Genomic DNA, 19235 nt, shown 5'->3' with positions numbered 1-19235 from the left:
TTGTGTTGGTTCATTTCATCCAATAAAGATTGAGCGAGCTGCCTTATTTCTGGCTGCTCTGGGGGATAGAAAACTTTGCGTTACACTTGTTCGTAAAGCATCTAATGCTTCGTTCGGCTTATCGAGTGATAAATAACACTGGCCAATTCTAAATGTGACACCAGCATCACATGCATCCATCAAGGTGGCGTAACCATAAAATATCAATGCATTTTCAAATTGCTCCAGGGCATGTAAGGTTGAGGCTAAGCCAAACAAATACTCTCTACGCCAAGGATTATTCATAACAAGGTATGTAAAGTGAGTCATAGCTTCAGCCATATTGCCACTGTGGTATTCTTCTAAAGCACCTTGGTAGGTATGGACTAAAGTTCCTTCATCAATATTGTTCAATTGAGCTAATGTCTGGTGACCGTTGATCACACTCTCTATTGATTTTTTAATTTGGTTGGCATCGATTGAAAAAGCATCGGTATTCATCATAGAGTTTCCATTTTTTGTTGAGAGCACCATTTGCATGGCGCTCTTACATTAGGGGCTGATATTAATTGCGTACAGCTGAAGTGATACGTCCATGGAGCTCGACGAGCTCTTTAACGAGAGAGCGCATTTGATCAGAGATCTGACGTGCTTTATCACTCAGTTCATTCATATTCTTGTTATAGTTCTGAGAATTCATTGCTTTAAATTCCCCATCCATTTTTTCCATTTCTGCATCTTTTGTCATTGAAGCGGAAACCGTTGAACCGACACCATCAACCCCTTTACCCAGAGCCTGACCTAGGTGGGTAGCACCTTCACCAAATTTTCCGGTTGCCCCAACACCAGCCATCCCAATGACACCAGAAAGAATCTGTAGTCCTCCAGCCCATGCGGCAGACTCAAAAGCACTCTGTATTGAATCTCTTTTTGAGTCCATTGAGGCTTTTTGCACGTCCCATCCAAGCAATTGTTGCTTTTGATTGTACTCTTGTAAGATGTTTCTGAGTTTTTTAAATATTTCAGCTAACTTCACAATCAATTCATTTAGTTGCGAGATCGCGTCCATTGCTTCGCTTCCCGATACATCATGACCATAATCTGAATTATTGGTAACGTAATCTACTGTTTGGGTTGCAGTATTATTTTGAACTTCTACAGGCATAAATCCCCCTTAGCTACACTGCTGAAGTCGCAATGCGAGCTTGTAACATACCGGACTCATTGATAACTTTTGTTGCGCCATCTAAAGAATCACCTTGCTTATCGACTAAGTCTTTAATTGTTTTGGATTGCTGCTCTTTGGCTTTGTCGTACCAGTCATAACAAAACTCCATGAGATTTTGTTTTAAAATCAGCTCCTCAATCTGCTTTTGGAGTTTGGCTTTTTCTTCAGTCACAATCCCACTAGTAATTGCTTTACCTGAGCCTGCAGAAGCTCTAATCAAATCAAGTGACGTATAAGTGCATGCTTTAATGATTGTTTTTATCACCTCATTACGCACTGCAGTTGTTACTTGTTTGGTAATTTCTTGGACTGTTATTTGTACGCCCTTCTCAATAGCCTTTGTAGCTGCTTGTTCTACAGATTTGGTCACTAGCTGCTGAATAGCTTCTTCACTAAATGCTTTTGCAAGTGATTTGGCGATTTGACCACCACGTTCTGCCACCTGCTCTACGCCTTTGCTCACACCACTCATCAGTTGTTTACTGACTTGTTCTGCGACTTGTTCAGATACTTGTTTACCAACTTGTTGAGCAATGTTAGTGACTTCTTGTGTCGATCCTTTTGCAATACTTTCAACCAGTTTAGGGGCCGCTTCTTGCATTGCAGTTTCGGTTCCTTTCGCAATAGATCGTGTCGCTGAAATAGCTCTACCAGCTTGGAAGATATCCAATGCCATTGCGACAACTTCAGCGCCAAGCTGAACTTTTCCTGCAACATCGATAACTTGCTGACATTTTTCCTTATCGGCACCACACAAGATTGCGGTTTCAGCAGCTGCTTTGACCATACCGGCAATACCAGCAGTTAGGTAAGCTGCGCCACTCGCCATATCCATAGCACCACCAACTACATCTCCAACAGCGACACGAGCGGCGCCTTCTATGAGTTTGAATACACCAATGACGGCTTCCACAGCACCGACAATCCAGTCAAAGATTGCGCCAAATATTCCACCTTTCTGCGCCTTTTCGGATTGCTCTATACGTTTACTTAATTGCTCTTGGAATTCTTTGACTTGCTGGTCACGAAGCACTGCTTGGGTATCTGTCATCAACCTGGCAGCTTTCGCTGCGGCATTCGCCGTATCGCCAAAGGTTTTTAATCCTAAGTTTGCAGACATCAGCACCATATCGTTCATCGAAGCCTTTTCAAGCTGACTGATGGTCGCACTGTCATCTTTATGAAATGCCGAGAGTACTCGTTGTAACGCCTGGCTAGCTGCATCAGAACTTACTACGTTTCTCTTAACATCATTTCCATTTTCAATAACATCAACTAAGCCTTCCTTTGAACCAGAGGAAGGGAAACGTGATCTGGCCTGTTTAATATTTTCAAGGCGCTCAACATCCGAAGTTGGTCCAACTGAGGTTTGAGTATTGAAGTTAACACTAGTCATGGGACACCTCCTGAACAAGTTGAGCTAAACCTTGTTTAGCCTTCACGGCTATTTCATCCCATTTGCCATCTTTATGGCATTCACTAACTCTAAGAGCTGCCTTATAGGATTTAACCGCATAATCTTTGTTTCCGACCGCAAGATAGTTTATCGCCGCAAAATAAGGACTACGCGGGTCTTCGATCTTTATTATCCCGGCACGACCGAAGCAAAAAATGGCTTCTTCATGCTCCTTAAGCTGATGACAACATGTACCTAAGGAAAAAAAGTAATCGAAGTTCCACTGGTCAATTTTCATCAACAAATAAAATATTTTTTTGGCACCTTCATAATCGCCGTAGTTCATTAGCTGTGTACCGTAACGATATAGAAGGCCCAAATCTTTCTCATCGACATCCGCTAACATTTTTAAAGAACCACCTTGGTGGAGGAATGTCTGCAATGTCTCAAAATCTTTTTGTTCCATAATTCCTCCTAGCGAATGTTTTGTGCGATGGATTTATTCATTTCTGCCAACATGGTTTGCATGCTGTTGAGCAAACTAACGGTGACATTGTAGGTTTGCATAATTTTCTGCAGCTGCAGCTGTGACTGAGATACAAAGTCAGAAGCTCGGTTTGATACAGTTTCGAGGGCTGACTTCACCGCTTTCAGCTTACCTTGATCTAAACCTCCTGCGGCTTCTAGCGCATTGGCAATATGCTGCATGTGAGCTTTACTCACTCTTTGGCCTGACATATAGCCGACCTCAGGTAGGCCCCATATGTAGTCGCAAGCCCTTTTTCCATCGACTTTAATGCCGTGCTGGTCCATATATGTTACGACGTCTTGCCAACTGTATGACTGCATACCTTCTGGGCCACATTCATTAATTTTTGCTTTGAGTTTCTCAAGATAACTAGCAGAAGGATCATTGGCTTTTAGGTAATCAGTAATTGACTTTCCATCAACAGTAAAGCCATTATCCTTCATATATTTAATGACCTCTGGAGGAATTTTACCTGTCGCCTTATCGCCTTCTTTTGCCACTTGAGCTATTACTTCATCAACGCGATTCGCCATATCTTGTGCATTACGAGAAACATCCGCTTTGGCTTGCATTTGACTATATTTAGCATCTGCCAGTTCAGACAGTAGATTCATAAACAAATATAAAACAGCCACACCGCCAGATAATACACAGTCACCATTTATTGCATTTTTTAACTCAACTTTGTCATTATTTACTGACAAAGGAGTATTAATGCCTTGATCAATTTGAAGCATAAAAACCCCTTATTATCAATTAATATGTATTTGCCGAAAATTATCGAATATTTTGTGCTATTGATTTATTCATCTCTGCTAGCATTGTTTGCATGCTATTTAATAAGCTCACTGTTACATTGTAAGTTTGCATTAATTTCTGCAACTGCAATTGCGATTGAGACACAAAGTCAGATGCTCGATTTGACACTGTTTCCAAGGATGCTTTAACGGCTTTTAACTTACCCTGATCAAGATGGTTTCCATTTTCTTTCAAATATTGATCGATAGTTTTCCCATCGACTTTAAAACCATTGTCGCGCATATAATTGACAACATCTTGAGGTAATTCACGGGTGGCCTTATCACCTTCTTTTGCAGCTTCGGCAACTTTTTCATCCACTCGGTTTGCCATATCTTGAGCAGTACGAGAAACGTCTGATTTTTGCTGCATTTGACTATATTTTGCATTCGCCATTTCAGATAGCAGGTTCATAAACATATAAAGCACAGCGATACCACCTGAGAGTACACAGTCTCCTCTAGACGCTATAGTGTTTTTTATATCTTCACTTTGTTGTGAGTTGATGATGCTGGTACCTTGAGTACCTGATGTATCGTTAAGATTAACAGCCATAATATATTCCTCTAATTTCTAGATTATTACTACAAGCTGGGTTCTAAATTGGAAATTCACCATTTAGCATCTCAGTTTGTATTTGAATAATAAAATGACTGATCGTTTTTTTATTTCCAATATGAAGAGCAACCAACAAATAGTGGTATGACCAGATAGTTTAAATTTGTTTTATTTATAAAAAACCGATGAATAAACAAATATCACCGGTAAATAATGAAACTGTATAATGGCGATTAATGAATAATCACATATAGTTTTTATATCTCTTTTTCTTAGGCTTAGGCAAAGCCTCTCCGCTTGCATTATCTGCCTCACCTATTGCTTTAAAACCTTCTTGTAGTTGTTTAAAGTTTTCTTCGAGCATAGTGACTTTTGACATGATAGCCTGTTGAGAATTCTGAATCCCTTCTGGGAATGCTTGGTTTAACTTTTCGAGCTTGGCGCGGGCTTTAGGATCATGGCTTGATTGTTCCACCAACACTTGAATCTCACCTTGAAGCTGTTGAAATTCTCTCATTTGTTCTGCGAGCACACCCCTGCGATGGTTTAAATCCTCCATCACGGCTTTAATATCATCTAATGTGTCCATGATTACCTCCTAGGTAAGTAATAAATTAGTGTGTTTATTTATAACGCTTCGCTAGAATGCCAATGACATCTTTTGCAGCGTCAATGGCTCCATTTAGTGTTTGGATATTTTTATGTGGCTCATTAATCAATTCTGCCTTGGTTTTATCTAACTGACTAATTAACGCATCTTTGATTTGAGGGTCATTTTTTAAACATGTCTCTAAGTTAGTAATACGTGCCATAAATCCTCCTATTTATAGAATGAATGGTATATGGATGACTTCACCATCGCGGCTTAAGTCCAATCCTTTTAAATCGATATGGCTAACAACATAGCCATTCTCAAGCTTGCTATTCATATTAAGTCGACTGCCATTGCTTAGCTCAACAAAAGGATGGCTTGCATTACCACCAAAACTAACTATCTGGCCAGATAAATAACGAGTTAAATTGTCTCTGATAGGAATATTCTCAAACCTAACATCAACCACTTGGCCGGTACTCGTCATAAGATCTTTGTTGACTTGATATATTTGGCCACGAACATTGTCATTGATTTGACCCGTAACGAGTATGCTCTCTTGCCGTCTTTCAACCATTACACCGTTCAATAATTTATGCTCACGGAGTGCATCAATGAATTTTTGAACATACCCTCCTATGTCATTAGCCACTTGCCAATGCTTTAACCCCTGGATTTGTTCCAATTCTGTTGTGACCTTATCCCATTGTTCACCTGATTGAATCGCTCCTGAAATTCTAACTTCACCCATGCGGCGAGTAGGTGACACATGGACATTCTGATAGCCATTCGCACTTAGAACGGATTCAACACTCCCTACTAACTTATCCGTGCAGGTTGTTTTGGCATTAAAACGGATAGAGTGTTGCTTAAGCCCTTCCTTTAGCTTGGCCATCGAGGTAGAGTTATCACAATATCCTGTGAGCGTCACAATTCCATCAGGCCCCCAACTTGCGTCTACTTGATGTAACGCCGGCACATTAAGCTGACTTTGCAGCCATAAGCGTGGGTTAAATATTGGTTCAACCTTGGCTGGAAGCATGAGTACACATAACATGGTTGCCAGAGCGATTAAACTGGTTGCTAACAAAAAGATGTTGCTCAAGCGGCTAGACTTTCTGGTTAAATGTGGAGGTAATTTTTGCCATGTAAGCTCTTGGTCGCCACGACCTAAAATAAACCCCACTCCTGATAGTTCAATGGGTTGACCCAAAGGCAAATACTCTTCGTGATTCGCTTTTTCACCACTAATCCATACCTCTAGGTTTGACTTCACCATCACACCCTTTTCATCAACACTGATGTATATGACTTCACGTTGTTCAATTGGGACCATGATATCGCCGCTTGGCCCCATAGAAAGTTCTCCTGAAGGGAGCTTTAGCTCTCTCCCTTGCATTGGGCCTGTGAGCCATAAAAGTTTGATACTTGCTTCCATAATCAGTCCTCGTTATTGATTAACGGGTTCAGCTTTGATTAGAAACAAACGCATTACGCTCTGTTTACTGTGGTCAGTACTTCTAAACAGCCCCCCTAATAACGGTATGTCTCCTAGAAGCGGAATTTTATTCTCCACGGTATGATCTTTATCTTGAACAAAGCCACCGAGTAACAGGCTTTCTCCTGTCCTTAACGTCGCCTGAGTTGCAATCTCTGAATTTTCAACTTGAGGCAATGGGTCTTTGCTACTCAAAGGTTTAGCCTGTTGTCCATCTTGAATGTTAAGTGACAGCATCACTTTTTTATGATGATTTTCATTGACAAGCCTTGGAGTCACTCTGAGTAAAGACCCCGTTGTAACGGACTCGAGTTTAGCGACTTTCTCGCCTTCAACTTTGGTATAGAAAGTAACATTTTTATCTAATACGGCCTGAACATTGTTAAGAGTTACGACAGAAGGTCTAGACAAGACTTTTGCTTTCGAATTTTGTTGTAGGGCATTTAGCCTAACCATAAAATTCCCTGTGTTACCAATCACAGTCGAAAAGTTATCGCTACTTAAGCTTCCTTGATTGAAGGTCACACTACCCCCACCAATCTTGGCAGCCGCAGACCAATCAATTCCCAATTGATTGAAGTCAGAGGTATCAACATCAATAATGGTGACCGAAACTTCAATCATGGTTGGCGTAATATCCAGTTGTTTAATTAAGGACGCATACATAGTCATGTCTTGCTTGTTTGTTCTAACGATCACAGCATTTTGTCTTGAATCTGCCGAAAAGCTTGCTGTTTCTTGTTTAGATTGAGAATTATCTTCCTGATCAATTTGCTTCAATACCGACACGACACCGGGTACAGTGACGTCTTGACTACGATAGCTATATACAGTGTCAGTTGCAGATGCATATTTTAAAGGGAAAATACGCACCTCTTTTTGTGACTTAGCGTGTTGCTGGGAATCACTATCAAGCTGTTTTACAAATTTGGTAACCGAGCTAACACAAGCAGGAACGCCATTAACTTGTACTGCATGAAGCCCTGAGATCGGGGTCACTTCACAAGCTACTTTATCCAAAAGATTGGCTTTAGCGATGTAACGAATTGCCTGGTCATTTGAAAGAGATGAAAGCGAGACTATTTCATTTGTCACTTGTCTCGCCTTATAAACATGCAACAAGTCACCGTCATAGTACCAAACTAAGCCGTATTGCTGAGCTAGCATGGTAAGGATCTGTTTAGGCGTTTTTCCATTTATCTGGCCGCTAAACGTGTCAGTGACTTGATTGCTAACATCAATAGGAATGCCATAATTTTTGCCCACATCTTCTATAACCGATTTCAATGGCGTGCCACGGCTATAAAGAACAAAGGGCTCTCCTTGCCATTGCACTGAAGAAATCGGTGCTGCATGAACAAAATTGATAGTCAAAAGCAATAACCAACATAGTAACTTTTTCATAGCTTTTTCCTCCAGATACGAGGTTTATTGGCCGGGACTGTTTTTAACATATCTCGTTCTAGATAATGGATTAATGCCAACTGCAACTGTATGGATGAAGTAAGTTCTTCATCATCTAGGTCATTAGGGTAACAAGACCAAAGAACCCACTCTTCTCCCCGTTTTTCAAGTGCACAGTCCCACCCCTGTTCACATGCAGCCAACACAAGTGTTGCTTGTCTTAACCAACTGCGATCATTTGGAGGCGTTATCATTATTCCGAACGTGAAATAGTATTCTGATGTGATACAGCTAGCTAATCGACCAGCACAAAAAACTTGCCAATGGCTATTTGAAGGCAAGTCAGTCATATCGATATAACTCATCGCTAGTAAACGTTCGAACATTGAAAACCTCTTTTTCTGATTATGAAAACATTATCAATTGTTCATTGATTACTGACTATCAGGTGAACACCTTAGTCGCAAATTGGTGCAAAGATATTACTATCGTTCAACAGCAGATATGGACCTTAGGCGGCAATTCGCGCTATGGTAGAACTAGAAAAAACGTATAACTACGGACTTAGGATTGGACATGAAAACTAGCTGGAATTCCTCCCTCGTCACCAAGCTCACTGTCGCGTTTGTCTCAGTTTTTATTGGTCTGTGGGTTCTAATCCAAATTAGTGCGTTTGATAACACCTACAAGGGGACTCTAAATCAAACACTCAAAAGCTATAATGAAATGGGCAAGATTCGAGCACAAATGAATCAAAGTTTGTTTCAACAAGCTATGGAAGATACACAGCAATTTGAACAAAGACTTGAACAGTTTAAAACCTTGAAAATTGACCCCGACATCGAGCTGGTTGCTCGCCAATTTAACATTGGTCAAACGCCTTTGGACAAAGAGCATAAGCAATTATGGGCGCTCCAAACGTTCGGTATCGCCGGACAACAACGTTATGTCGATACCTTTATCATAGAGCCAAACAAACACGTCTCAATCTACGCGGCGTCCGAGCGAGAACGTGAACATCAGGAACAAAGAATTCAAGAGGTTATCGACCTTGCCAATTTACCAGCCAAAGATGGATTTCGCTGGAGTGAGCCCAAGTATGATAGTAAACGCAACAGTGTTTATATTCTGCTGAGTTACACCTTAGATCCCAGTAACAGTTTGGCCCGCCAGGTTGGTTTTGCAATTAATATTGAAGATGTGCTTAACGTGTCCAATGTTTACGCGAAAGACGATATAAACTTATTTATCACCCGTGAAAATATAATCCCAGTATTTGGTCAAACCCATATAAACGACACAATAAAGCAAGAATTGAAACAGTTTATTGACACTAAGAAAGAGGTTGTTGGTGTCGAGAACAATCACCAGTTACCACAACTCAATGATTACTATGTGGTCAGCAAATCTATTAAGGGGCCAAACTGGTATCAAATCTCGTTAATACCCAAGTCTACGATTGAAAAGCTAGCTTATGCACCATTCTATAATGAGCTTAAGTGGTCTCTAGTGTCCTTCGGATTAATGACCATTATTATGCTTGTCATATTAAGAAAGTCTCTTGCTAAACCCATTCGTATTTTTGTTGATATCATCAATAGTGAACGGCAGCCAACCTTTGAGAGACGTCTGCCTGAATCCAGAAAAGACGAGCTTGGAGACATAGCAAGAGCCTATAATATGCTGCTCGATACAATCAAGTTGAGCTACGATGACCTCGAGTCTAAAGTCGAGCAACGAACGGTTGAATTAGCCCATGCTAAACAGGTTGCCGAAAAAGCAACGGCACGAAAAAGTGAGCATTTAACCAACATTAGCCATGAAATAAGAACGCCGCTTAATGGTATTACCGGTTCGCTGGAATTACTGCGCAACTCCCAGCTAACAGAACAACAGGCTGACCTTAGAAATACAGCTTATACATGCGCTAAATCATTATTAAGTATTATTAACAACTTGCTTGATTTTTCACGGATAGAAGCAGAACAAATAGAATTAAATATTATCGACTCCCCTCTCCTAAAAGTCGTTGATGAGGCTATGTTGACCATACAGTCTTACGTTGTCGATAAACCAATCCAACTCAAAGCTATTGTTGGTTCCAACATTCCAGAAACCAGCGCGTTTGACCCTATTCGCGTTAGACAAATTTTAGTTAACTTGTTAGGCAATGCAGCAAAGTTTACTCAGCAAGGAGAAATTATTTTATCTATTGATCTGATGGATGAACAACTATGCTTTAGTGTCAAAGATACTGGTCCAGGTATTGAAGAAAATAAACTCAATGAAGTATTTGAACCTTTCCGGCAATCTTCACAGCACCAAGTTGGCACTGGTTTAGGCCTTCCTATTTCACGTAAGCTCGCAAATATAATGGGTGGAAGCCTAACCGTAACAAGCGAATTTGGTAAGGGTTCAATATTTACATTCAAAATGCCTCTGAGCAATCCAGGGATGCTGCTACGCCTTACAGAAGGAACAATTGAAGCACCCACATCACTTCACCCCCAAATCCAAGCATGGGGCGGGCAGTGTGTTGACAAAGATTCTGATGCACTTAAAAACGATGAATTTCCTTACTTGCCTTGGCGTTTATGGAAACGTCTGTACGAACTGCAGCATGGTATTTCGACACAAAAAAACCACATGAATCCCAAAGAGATGATTCCATGGAAGCTTAAGGTTTTGCTAGTCGATGACGTTGAAACCAATCGTGACATCGTAAGTAAAATGCTGATCGAGCTGGGTCAAGAAGTTACATGCGCCAGCAATGGAAAGATGGCCCTAAAGTATAGTCAGCAGCATGTCTTCGATTTGGTATTGATGGATATTAGAATGCCAGAACTCGATGGCTATCAAACGACTAAGCTTTGGCGAGAAAGCGAGAGCACCCTAGATACCGACTGCCCCATCATGGCACTGACTGCAAACGCCAATCCGTCAGAACATGATAAGTCGATAAATTTGATGAACGGCTACCTAACCAAGCCAGTGTCTATGAAAGAACTCGCTAAAGTATTAGAGCATGCAGCAGAAATTCAAATAGATCGAGACATGCAGCCGGACATTAACGTGGAATCAGACACTCCCATTATGGACTTCAATGAAGGCGAATTTACCCAACGCCTTAGCAACCACTTTAAAGAAATGGCCAATGCTGCAAGGGAAAGCTTTGCTGATAAGAATTGGTCTGAGCTTAAAGACATCTTACACAATGTCAAAGGCAGTGCAGGACTTGCCGGTGCTACCAATGTTTTCGATACGGTAAGCACTCTAGAGCATCAAATTGAAAGCGGCCAACAAATAACTGATGAAGAGTTTTCTCTGTTAATCAATGCTCTAGAAAAGTACAGCAGTAAATAACGCCCTGGTACGCCTGACTATGAATATGACAAAAACAGGAAACATACGACTTCTTTGCCAATAAAACTTACAAGGCGTTTAGGTATAATTAGTGGCACATACTAATTCAGAGCTAACCGCTACCCTTTCCACTTGGTAGCGGTCAGTGATTAAAAATCAGCAACGGGCCTAAATACCCATCCTGTGCGCCCACTTCATTAAGTCAGCTACGTTATGGGCATCAAGTTTGCGCATTATATTCATCCGATGTGTTTCTACCGTCTTTAAACCAATCAACAGAGCTTCTGCAATATCACGGTTACGTTTACCTTCGAAGATAAGCTTTAGTACTTGCTTTTCACGTGGTGTTAAAACAGGAATATCACCTTCATCTACTTGGCTTAATGCTTCGATGTGTTTGGCATCCAACGCAGGATCTAAAAAAGTTTTACCTCTAGTTACGCTTTTAATTGCTGCAAGTAAAGTACTCTTAGACCCATTTTTAAGCACGTAACCATTTGAGCCTGCATCTAAGGCTTCCCGTGCTTTTCTTTCTTCTTCTGAAGCGGTTAACACAATAATCATCATTTCAGGCCAGCGTTTACGTAATTGTCGTATAGCTTCTACTCCTGACATGCCTGGCAAATTTAAGTCCATAAACACCATGTCAGGTCTCTGCTTCAAGCACTCCTCATAGACGCTCAGACCATCAGTAACAAAGCCTACTAATTCCAAGTTTGGGTAAGGAGCAAGACAACTCTTTAACCCGTCGAATATAAGATCATGATCGTCTACAACCAAAATCTTTAACTGAGAGTATTCACCAAATGTCATTGTCATTCTCCACATCCATAAACCGATACAGGTTAGGTTTATTATAACCAAATGGTAATGGACTTATTGATACCACTGATAGTTAATCTAACACTCAGTAGGAAGTTATCAAGAATGTTTTTCATTTAAGTGATATGAGTTGGTACGAATGATAAAATTATCCCCTAAATGGTCAAGTTTTAGTCCTAATGATGTAATTAAAACATATGTCATTACAATATTTAGTAATATCTACATCGACGCTGATAGACAAGTCGCGATAAGGAAAGCGAGATAATTTCTAGTCATCACCATCATCATAACTAACATTCATTACTACTCGAAGTAGCTCTGCGACAGGTTCAAACAAGGATTCAGGGATAACTTGCCCCGCCTCAACTTGACTAAATAGTGCTCTTGCTAGAGGGATATTTTCCACCAGAGGTATGGTGTGTTGCTCTGCCATATCCACTACATGAAGCGCCATATGATCTTGCGCTTTATCTAGAACCATCGGCAGAGGCGTTTCATCAGGCTGGTAATATAAACATACGGCGATATGAGTTGGGTTTCGAACAATGACTGTTGATTTCTTAACATTTTGCGCTAGTGAACCATTTGCCGTTTCTCTCTGGAGTTCTCGACGTTTTTGTTTCACCTCTGGATTGCCCTCCGTTTCCTTGTACTCTTGTTTGGTATCCTCCTTAGACATTTTTAATTCTTTCATTGTTTGAAAGTGAACAAAGGCATAGTCTGCAACTGAAAAAACCAAATAGCAGATTAAAAAAGCGCCCCAAAGCCATTTCACTAATGTAAACGTAACTTCAACACCACACTCTGCCCCGCAGGTAGGCAAATATTGAAACATATTGACATGCTGATTAAGCAAATAATAAAAGACCAAACTTAAGACCAAAATTTTCAGTATATTTTTTAACAAAGAAAATACACTCTTCATTGAAAAGATATTTTTGGCATTATTTATTATATTAATTTTATTAAAGCTGGGAGTTAGGCTTTCCGATGCCCACACTGGGCCCGTTTGTGCCATGCAGCTTATAATTACTGTAATGACAAGAATAAAAACCAGCCCAGCCATAAAGCGAAGCATTATAAAAACAAACGCTGCTAAAACTGTCTCGGCTGCTACTTTAAGTGGAAGGTTTATGGAGTCGATGGAAATCTCGATCATTTTCCAGACCGCTTCCATAATCCCCTGTCCTTCAAGGATAAAATAACCAAGAATAACGGCCATTTGAAGACCCGTCACGATTTCAGGGCTTTTTACTACTTGCCCTTTTTTACGTGCATCCCTTAAACGCTTTTGTGTGGGTTTCTCGGTTTTTTCAGCCATAGTTATCCCTTAATCAGTTCAAATAAAGTGGAAATATTTCCTTCAAATTGATTAATCTGTGTAAGGTAATGGGACAGAGCAAAATGCATACTCACCAACAAAAGAAAGACAACCAGAATGCTTTTAATAGGCATTGATAAGAAAAATACATTAAGTTGTTCTACCGAACGGTTAACAAGACCAAGAGCAACGTCAACCAAAATCATCACCACCATTGCTGGTAAGGCAAAACTTAAACACATATCAGACATCATTTGCCATTGCTGACTGATGAATGTTAATAACTCATTGTTAAAAGACAAGGCGGCTTCAGGTGGAAGCGAAGAATATGACTGATATAAAGCGCTTAGCAGTGCATTAAACCCACCAGTAACCAAAAACAGCACCCCAAGAATTTGGGTAAACAACATACCAAATATCGAAGACTGTAGTCCCATCAAGGGATTAAGGACTGTCGACATCGACGCCCCACGCATGGTGTCAATAACAAAGCCTGCCATATCTATGGCCCAAAAGGGAATTGCTGCACAAAAGCCTACAATAAGGCCTATTAGTAGTTCCTCACCATAAACCCAAATAAGTTCAATTAATGGCTTAGAAGAAAAGTCGGCTGGATGTGCTTGCATCATAGGTATTACAGGAAGGGCAAACATTACAATTAAAGCATTGCGAATAAGGCCACTGCCCATAGCTCCCCCTTTAAAAAGGGGGAGCATCAACATCATGCCCAGTGGGCGCATCATGCATAGTGCGAGGATTGGAACATATTCAACAATAGCAGACATTTAGCCTCCTACGTAACCAATTTGGTCAAAGGCAAGTCCAGCATAATTAAGCAGCGTACTGCCCATCCAGTGATAAGTGACAGCTAAGGTAATGCAGACAGCGACGAGTTTGATCAAGAACTGTAAAGATTGATCTTGAATTTGAGTGAGAGCCTGAAATAGGCTCACTAAGATACCTACAACTGATGCAACTAAAACAACGGGCATGGATAGAATAAGCACAAGCCACAAAAGTTCTGACGTAAAATGGACGATAACTGCTTCATTCATGAGAAAGACCCCACGAGCTGACCAATAAGCTTATCCCAACCGCCCATAAGTATAAAAATAAGCAGTTTAAAAGGCAGAGCTATTGTCATTGGTGATACCATCATCATTCCCATCGCGAGTAATATGTTGGAAACAATTAAGTCGATGGCAACAAATGGTAGGTATAACAGGAAGCCAATTTTAAATGCTTCAATTAACTGGCTCAATGTAAATGCAGGAACCATCACAAGTAGTGAATCTTTAGAAAGCTCACTTTGGTATTGCTCGGGCCAAATATCGTGCCCAACCTTGGAAAAAAACTGGATCTGGGTGTCGCTGGTGTTATGGCTTAAAAATTGGTGATACGGTGCAATAATCTGGCTAGACACTTGTGCATAGAGGTCTGGAGAATTCCAATCAATAGGGTGCGCCATAATATTGTCTCTTATGGCTAGCCCAACAGGAGCCATAGTAAACATGGTTAAAATCAAGGCTAAACCATATATTGCCATATTTGGTGGGATCTGTTGAATCCCCAATGCGTTCCGCAGCATTGAAAAAACAATGGATAATTTTAAAAACGATGTACCCATAACTGCAAATAATGGCAGCAAGGATAGACAGAATAATACAACGATAAATTGAATTGGATTGTCCAATAAGGCCATATGCACTTCCTCCTACACTTAGAGTATGAGTCTGCTACATACGGCACTTTTGTGGTATCAGGTATGGACCTGAGATTAATTCAGTCTGAAACTTGTCTCTTAAATGTTTAAAAACGCACCATGATTTAGTTAAGATTTGACGTTAAAAGACACCTCTATTTTTTGATCCGAACTATTTTTTTTGAAATAAAATTCAACTACTTGCTTTGTTCCCAACTCAATTTCCCACATTGTTTCGTTCTCTTCTAACTCCAGAGATTTATCTAGACTTGTGAGTACCCAACTAGCCGTAGGTTTCATGATGATTAACCTAGAGCCTTCTAAATAAGCAATTAGAGAACTATCATTAATGTTAACCGTACACTTTGGGGTTAAATTGCACTCGAGTTTATCCTGCGTGTCGTAATCCAAAGTACGCCATGTAAACGCCGCAACCAAAAGGGTTAACATGATGATAATTTGGGCAAAACGACCAGGGGTAAGTTTTTCGGCTGCCATGCGGTAGTCTTCTCCGTGTAACAAACTTCAAAGTTTTAAAATAAAAGGTCAATACCGGACCAAGTGTAAGGTTACTATACTGTCATTGATATACTAAATGCAGTATAGTTGCCGGCTGAAAATGCCACTTTTTTCAAAATCCACAAGGAAGTTTAACCAGTTGTTTAGTCGTAACTTTCTAGATGATTTGGGTGGCATTACGACATGAGTCGTGTTGGAAGTAAAGTGTAGTTAATTAGAAAATTGGAAGCATGCAAATGAGCCAAGAAAAGCAGCTTGAACAAAACTACAACTATACGGTCGTCCGCCAATTTACCCTAGTAACCATTTTATGGGGCATTGTCGGTATGGGCGTTGGTGTTTTGATTGCCGCTCAATTAGTTTGGCCACAGCTGAACTTTGATACGCCGTGGTTGACGTACAGTCGCTTACGTCCTCTGCATACTAATGCGGTTATTTTTGCGTTTGGTACTAGTGCACTGTTCGCAACATCTTACTATGTTGTACAGCGTACCTGCCAAACTCGTCTATTTGGTGGCCCTCTCGTCGCCTTCACCTTCTGGGGCTGGCAAGCCGTTATTCTATCTGCAGCAATAACTCTGCCTATGGGAATGACTACGAGCAAAGAGTATGCCGAGCTAGAGTGGCCAATTGATATCGGTATCGCGTTGGTATGGGTTTCTTATGCGGTAGTATTCTTCGGAACGCTAGTCAAACGGAAAACATCTCACATATACGTAGCCAACTGGTTCTTTGGTGCCTTTATAATTACAGTCGCCGTTCTTCATATAGTGAACAGTATGGCTATCCCAGTATCTTTGGGTAAATCCTACTCGATATATTCTGGCGCCGTCGACGCTATGGTGCAGTGGTGGTATGGGCATAATGCTGTAGGCTTCCTGTTGACTGCTGGTTTCCTCGGTATGATGTATTACTTTGTTCCCAAACAAGCTGAACGCCCTGTTTATTCTTATCGCCTTTCAATCGTTCACTTCTGGGCACTTATCTCCTTGTATATCTGGGCAGGTCCGCACCATTTACACTACACCGCGTTACCTGATTGGACACAGTCTATCGGTATGGTGATGTCTTTAGTCCTATTTGCTCCTTCTTGGGGGGGAATGATAAATGGGATCATGACTCTTTCTGGAGCTTGGCACAAACTTCGCTATGACCCAATTCTCAGATTCCTTATCGTATCGCTGTCTTTCTACGGTATGTCGACCTTTGAAGGTCCAATGATGTCAATTAAGACAGTCAACGCTCTATCTCACTACACTGACTGGACGATAGGACATGTTCACTCCGGTGCATTAGGCTGGGTTGCTATGGTCTCGATTGGTTCTGTCTACCACTTAGTTCCACGACTATTTGGTCAAGAGCGCATGTATTCTGTGAGTATGGTCAATGCACATTTCTGGCTTGCGACAATTGGCACGGTTCTTTATATCGTTGCAATGTGGATTTCAGGTGTTATGCAGGGATTGATGTGGCGCGCTGTAAACTCAGACGGAACACTGACATACAGCTTTGTTGAGTCTGTACAGGCGTCATACCCATTCTACTTTGTGCGTTTCTTGGGCGGGGCTATATTCTTATCAGGAATGTTGTTAATGGCCTACAACACGTACAAAACAGTATCTGCACCAAAGGATAGCCTTAAAGCTGTCCCGCACCCAGCATAAGGAGATGAAAAGAATGAGTTCTAATTCTAGCAATCGCCATGAAATTGTTGAACGTAATGTCGGACTTCTAGCGATTCTTATTGTATTTGCAATAAGCTTGGGTGCGCTTGTGGAAATAACACCACTTATCTTCCAAAAGCAAACCACTGAACCCGTTGAGAACCTGAGACCCTATACTGCTCTACAACTTGAAGGTAGAGACATATACATCCGAGAAGGATGTAACGTATGCCACAGCCAGATGGTTCGTCCATTTCGCTCTGAAACTGAGCGATATGGTCACTACTCTATTGCAGGAGAAAGTGTGTGGGAGCATCCATTCCTTTGGGGTTCAAAACGTACAGGACCTGATCTAGCTCGTGTGGGTGGACGCTACTCTGACGAATGGCATCGAGTGCACCTTATCAACCCTAGGGAGCTGGTCCCAGAATCAAATATGCCCGGGTTCCCTTGGTTAGCTGATAATGTACTTGACGGTAAGTACACTCAGAAGAAACTGCAAATCTTCCGTGATCAGTTTGGTGTTCCGTACACAGATGAACAAATCGCAAATGCGTCAAAAGATGTAGAAGGTAAAACAGAGATGGATGCCATCATTGCTTACCTTCAATCTCTTGGTCACGCGATGAAGTAATTAAGGGGTGAAATTATGGATATAGGTACTATTCACGGTATTTGGACCATAGTGCTGTTCGTGTGCTTTATAGGTGTGGTTTGGTGGGCGTTTGGAAAAAGTCGCAAAGCCCGTTTTGATGAAGCTGCAAACCTTGTTTTTGCTGATGAAGAGCAAACACCCTCAAAAGAACAAGGAGTGACTAAGCAATGACGACATTTTGGAGTCTTTGGATAATCATTATTACAGTCGGTACATTAGTAGGCTGTGCTGCGATATTGATTTGGTGCCTAAAAGACAAAACAGGCATTGAAGAAGGCGCAGATATGGGACACGAATACGACGGTATTCGTGAGTTAAATAATCCACTACCTAAGTGGTGGACGTACCTATTTGTCGGTACGTTTTTATTTGCGGCTGTATACTTTGCACTTTATCCAGGCATGGGAAGTTTCAAAGGGTTACTCGGTTGGCAGAGTTCTGACCAAACGGTGACAACGTTAGAGGAATCTAAAGCCTCAATTGCCGAAGCGCAGAAGAATAAACGTCTTGTTCAGTATGCTAAAGAACTTGACGATGCTGATGCATACTTCGGAGAAGCATTTAAGCGCCTTGCTTATGTGGATGGTGGAGAACAATTACGTTCTGTACCAGAAATTGCAGCAGACTCAGAAGCATTAAAAGTTGGGCAGCGCTTGTTCTTGCAAAATTGTTCTCAGTGTCACGGTTCCGATGCTAGAGGACAAAAAGGCTTCCCTAACTTAACTGATGACGACTGGCTGTACGGTGGTGAACCTGAAGCGATTGTGACCACTCTTTTGCATGGGCGTGTCGGACAAATGCCGGCTTGGAAAGATGCATTGGGTGAGCAAGGCGTTAAAGAAGTCGTAAGCTACACTCTTAGCCTATCAGGACGTTCGGTCAACGCACGAGAAGCCGAAGCAGGAAAAGCACGCTTTGTGGTTTGTGCAGCCTGTCATGGCACAGATGGCAAAGGTAATCCAGCTGTCGGCGCTCCAAATTTAACCGATCAAGTATGGTTATATGGAGGGTCTCGCGCAGACGTCACCGAGACTTTGATGAATGGTCGATCAGGTGTGATGCCTGCTTGGAAAGACATTCTCGGCGAAGATAAAATCCAGCTTGTTGCCTCTTATGTTTGGAGTTTGAGCAACTCTGATTCAGAAAAAGAGTAAGCGTTCAATAACAGCCCCTTTCTAAGGGGCTGCCTTTCTTATCGATTAAA

Annotated in this window: 22 protein-coding genes; 5 read left to right on the top strand and 17 right to left on the bottom strand. The window is 41.3% G+C overall.

All coding sequences use genetic code 11. The features are described from left to right. Positions 1 to 15 precede the first annotated feature (15 nt). The 11 genes from AAFM34_RS05410 to AAFM34_RS05360 all read right to left on the bottom strand — a co-directional run bounded on the left by AAFM34_RS05410 (position 16) and on the right by AAFM34_RS05360 (position 8368). Entirely contained in the window at positions 16 to 483 is a 468-nt protein-coding gene (locus AAFM34_RS05410) for a tetratricopeptide repeat protein (protein ID WP_341660769.1), read from the bottom strand. A gap of 61 nt (positions 484 to 544) precedes the next feature. After that, complete coding sequence (locus AAFM34_RS05405) at positions 545 to 1144, bottom strand: pathogenicity island effector protein (RefSeq protein ID WP_341660767.1); 600 nt, start codon at positions 1142 to 1144, stop codon at positions 545 to 547. A 13-nt stretch (positions 1145 to 1157) separates the two neighbouring features. Beyond that, entirely contained in the window at positions 1158 to 2603 is a 1446-nt protein-coding gene (locus AAFM34_RS05400) for a type III secretion system translocon protein (protein WP_341660765.1), read from the bottom strand. After that, a complete protein-coding gene (locus AAFM34_RS05395) occupies positions 2596 to 3069 on the bottom strand; it encodes a SycD/LcrH family type III secretion system chaperone (RefSeq protein WP_341660763.1) in 474 nt (157 codons plus the stop codon). Before AAFM34_RS05395 ends, AAFM34_RS05400 begins: the two co-directional genes overlap by 8 nt. An 8-nt stretch (positions 3070 to 3077) precedes the next feature. Continuing rightward, the gene (locus AAFM34_RS05390) at positions 3078 to 3869 is read right to left on the bottom strand and encodes a secretion protein EspA (protein WP_341660761.1); all 792 of its coding nucleotides are present in this window, start codon (positions 3867 to 3869) and stop codon (positions 3078 to 3080) included. 40 nt (positions 3870 to 3909) lie between these two features. Continuing rightward, positions 3910 to 4485, bottom strand: a complete 576-nt coding sequence (locus tag AAFM34_RS05385; RefSeq protein ID WP_152430417.1) for a secretion protein EspA — start codon at positions 4483 to 4485, stop codon at positions 3910 to 3912. 247 nt (positions 4486 to 4732) lie between these two features. Continuing rightward, complete coding sequence (locus AAFM34_RS05380; RefSeq protein ID WP_341660757.1) at positions 4733 to 5077, bottom strand: hypothetical protein; 345 nt, start codon at positions 5075 to 5077, stop codon at positions 4733 to 4735. 34 nt (positions 5078 to 5111) lie between these two features. After that, entirely contained in the window at positions 5112 to 5300 is a 189-nt protein-coding gene (locus AAFM34_RS05375; protein WP_341660755.1) for a hypothetical protein, read from the bottom strand. 12 nt (positions 5301 to 5312) lie between these two features. Beyond that, complete coding sequence (gene sctD / locus AAFM34_RS05370) at positions 5313 to 6518, bottom strand: type III secretion system inner membrane ring subunit SctD (RefSeq protein WP_341660753.1); 1206 nt, start codon at positions 6516 to 6518, stop codon at positions 5313 to 5315. Between the two features lie 12 nt (positions 6519 to 6530). Beyond that, positions 6531 to 7982, bottom strand: a complete 1452-nt coding sequence (locus AAFM34_RS05365) for an EscC/YscC/HrcC family type III secretion system outer membrane ring protein (protein ID WP_341660751.1) — start codon at positions 7980 to 7982, stop codon at positions 6531 to 6533. Continuing rightward, positions 7979 to 8368 (bottom strand): hypothetical protein, encoded by a 390-nt coding sequence (locus AAFM34_RS05360; protein ID WP_341660749.1) that lies wholly within the window; start codon positions 8366 to 8368, stop codon positions 7979 to 7981. The genes AAFM34_RS05365 and AAFM34_RS05360 overlap by 4 nt, the downstream gene beginning before the upstream one ends. Before the next feature lie 190 nt (positions 8369 to 8558). On the opposite strand from AAFM34_RS05360, the gene AAFM34_RS05355 reads away from it, so the two are divergent. Continuing rightward, positions 8559 to 11345: a two component system sensor kinase gene (locus AAFM34_RS05355; RefSeq protein ID WP_341660747.1), complete on the top strand. Its 2787-nt coding sequence runs from the start codon at positions 8559 to 8561 to the stop codon at positions 11343 to 11345. Between the two features lie 168 nt (positions 11346 to 11513). Here the strand turns inward: AAFM34_RS05355 and AAFM34_RS05350 are convergent, their stop codons facing one another. The 6 genes from AAFM34_RS05350 to AAFM34_RS05325 form a co-directional block, all read right to left on the bottom strand. Continuing rightward, positions 11514 to 12164 carry a two component system response regulator gene (locus AAFM34_RS05350; RefSeq protein WP_341660745.1) on the bottom strand — a complete coding sequence of 217 codons (651 nt, stop codon included), beginning with the start codon at positions 12162 to 12164 and terminating at the stop codon, positions 11514 to 11516. Between the two features lie 274 nt (positions 12165 to 12438). Beyond that, the gene (locus tag AAFM34_RS05345) at positions 12439 to 13491 is read right to left on the bottom strand and encodes an EscU/YscU/HrcU family type III secretion system export apparatus switch protein (protein WP_341660743.1); all 1053 of its coding nucleotides are present in this window, start codon (positions 13489 to 13491) and stop codon (positions 12439 to 12441) included. 2 nt (positions 13492 to 13493) lie between these two features. Further along, entirely contained in the window at positions 13494 to 14276 is a 783-nt protein-coding gene (sctT, locus tag AAFM34_RS05340) for a type III secretion system export apparatus subunit SctT (RefSeq protein ID WP_341660741.1), read from the bottom strand. Continuing rightward, the gene (locus AAFM34_RS05335) at positions 14277 to 14546 is read right to left on the bottom strand and encodes an EscS/YscS/HrcS family type III secretion system export apparatus protein (protein ID WP_341660739.1); all 270 of its coding nucleotides are present in this window, start codon (positions 14544 to 14546) and stop codon (positions 14277 to 14279) included. It abuts the gene before it with no gap. Then, the gene (gene sctR, locus AAFM34_RS05330; protein ID WP_341660737.1) at positions 14543 to 15193 is read right to left on the bottom strand and encodes a type III secretion system export apparatus subunit SctR; all 651 of its coding nucleotides are present in this window, start codon (positions 15191 to 15193) and stop codon (positions 14543 to 14545) included. Before sctR ends, AAFM34_RS05335 begins: the two co-directional genes overlap by 4 nt. 129 nt (positions 15194 to 15322) lie before the next feature. Beyond that, a complete protein-coding gene (locus AAFM34_RS05325; RefSeq protein WP_341660735.1) occupies positions 15323 to 15691 on the bottom strand; it encodes a hypothetical protein in 369 nt (122 codons plus the stop codon). Positions 15692 to 15948: 257 nt separating this feature from the next. On the opposite strand from AAFM34_RS05325, the gene ccoN reads away from it, so the two are divergent. Genes ccoN through ccoP form a run of 4 tightly spaced genes read left to right on the top strand, consistent with a single transcriptional unit; the run spans position 15949 to position 19185 of the window. Further along, positions 15949 to 17376 (top strand): cytochrome-c oxidase, cbb3-type subunit I, encoded by a 1428-nt coding sequence (gene ccoN / locus AAFM34_RS05320; protein WP_341660733.1) that lies wholly within the window; start codon positions 15949 to 15951, stop codon positions 17374 to 17376. Positions 17377 to 17389: 13 nt separating this feature from the next. Continuing rightward, complete coding sequence (gene ccoO, locus AAFM34_RS05315; RefSeq protein ID WP_341660731.1) at positions 17390 to 18010, top strand: cytochrome-c oxidase, cbb3-type subunit II; 621 nt, start codon at positions 17390 to 17392, stop codon at positions 18008 to 18010. 15 nt (positions 18011 to 18025) lie between these two features. Further along, positions 18026 to 18202: a cbb3-type cytochrome oxidase subunit 3 gene (locus AAFM34_RS05310; RefSeq protein WP_160927535.1), complete on the top strand. Its 177-nt coding sequence runs from the start codon at positions 18026 to 18028 to the stop codon at positions 18200 to 18202. Further along, positions 18199 to 19185: a cytochrome-c oxidase, cbb3-type subunit III gene (gene ccoP, locus AAFM34_RS05305; protein WP_341660727.1), complete on the top strand. Its 987-nt coding sequence runs from the start codon at positions 18199 to 18201 to the stop codon at positions 19183 to 19185. Before AAFM34_RS05310 ends, ccoP begins: the two co-directional genes overlap by 4 nt. Positions 19186 to 19235 lie beyond the last annotated feature (50 nt).

Origin of the sequence: Vibrio sp., from assembly GCF_038138445.1 — a bacterium.
Lineage (GTDB): Bacteria > Pseudomonadota > Gammaproteobacteria > Enterobacterales > Vibrionaceae > Vibrio.
This window is presented reverse-complemented; position numbering and strand designations above follow the sequence as displayed.

Coding starts and splice junctions, on each gene's coding strand:
- ccoN (WP_341660733.1), top strand. CDS start 15,949: ATGAGCCAAGAAAAGCAGCTTGAACAAAACTACAACTATACGGTCGTC.
- AAFM34_RS05385 (WP_152430417.1), bottom strand. CDS start 4,485: ATGGCTGTTAATCTTAACGATACATCAGGTACTCAAGGTACCAGCATC.
- AAFM34_RS05390 (WP_341660761.1), bottom strand. CDS start 3,869: ATGCTTCAAATTGATCAAGGCATTAATACTCCTTTGTCAGTAAATAAT.
- AAFM34_RS05345 (WP_341660743.1), bottom strand. CDS start 13,491: ATGGCTGAAAAAACCGAGAAACCCACACAAAAGCGTTTAAGGGATGCA.
- ccoP (WP_341660727.1), top strand. CDS start 18,199: ATGACGACATTTTGGAGTCTTTGGATAATCATTATTACAGTCGGTACA.
- AAFM34_RS05325 (WP_341660735.1), bottom strand. CDS start 15,691: ATGGCAGCCGAAAAACTTACCCCTGGTCGTTTTGCCCAAATTATCATC.
- sctR (WP_341660737.1), bottom strand. CDS start 15,193: ATGGCCTTATTGGACAATCCAATTCAATTTATCGTTGTATTATTCTGT.
- AAFM34_RS05410 (WP_341660769.1), bottom strand. CDS start 483: ATGATGAATACCGATGCTTTTTCAATCGATGCCAACCAAATTAAAAAA.
- AAFM34_RS05395 (WP_341660763.1), bottom strand. CDS start 3,069: ATGGAACAAAAAGATTTTGAGACATTGCAGACATTCCTCCACCAAGGT.
- AAFM34_RS05400 (WP_341660765.1), bottom strand. CDS start 2,603: ATGACTAGTGTTAACTTCAATACTCAAACCTCAGTTGGACCAACTTCG.
- AAFM34_RS05360 (WP_341660749.1), bottom strand. CDS start 8,368: ATGTTCGAACGTTTACTAGCGATGAGTTATATCGATATGACTGACTTG.
- AAFM34_RS05335 (WP_341660739.1), bottom strand. CDS start 14,546: ATGAATGAAGCAGTTATCGTCCATTTTACGTCAGAACTTTTGTGGCTT.
- AAFM34_RS05405 (WP_341660767.1), bottom strand. CDS start 1,144: ATGCCTGTAGAAGTTCAAAATAATACTGCAACCCAAACAGTAGATTAC.
- sctD (WP_341660753.1), bottom strand. CDS start 6,518: ATGGAAGCAAGTATCAAACTTTTATGGCTCACAGGCCCAATGCAAGGG.
- AAFM34_RS05310 (WP_160927535.1), top strand. CDS start 18,026: ATGGATATAGGTACTATTCACGGTATTTGGACCATAGTGCTGTTCGTG.
- AAFM34_RS05350 (WP_341660745.1), bottom strand. CDS start 12,164: ATGACAATGACATTTGGTGAATACTCTCAGTTAAAGATTTTGGTTGTA.
- ccoO (WP_341660731.1), top strand. CDS start 17,390: ATGAGTTCTAATTCTAGCAATCGCCATGAAATTGTTGAACGTAATGTC.
- AAFM34_RS05365 (WP_341660751.1), bottom strand. CDS start 7,982: ATGAAAAAGTTACTATGTTGGTTATTGCTTTTGACTATCAATTTTGTT.
- sctT (WP_341660741.1), bottom strand. CDS start 14,276: ATGTCTGCTATTGTTGAATATGTTCCAATCCTCGCACTATGCATGATG.
- AAFM34_RS05355 (WP_341660747.1), top strand. CDS start 8,559: ATGAAAACTAGCTGGAATTCCTCCCTCGTCACCAAGCTCACTGTCGCG.
- AAFM34_RS05380 (WP_341660757.1), bottom strand. CDS start 5,077: ATGGACACATTAGATGATATTAAAGCCGTGATGGAGGATTTAAACCAT.
- AAFM34_RS05375 (WP_341660755.1), bottom strand. CDS start 5,300: ATGGCACGTATTACTAACTTAGAGACATGTTTAAAAAATGACCCTCAA.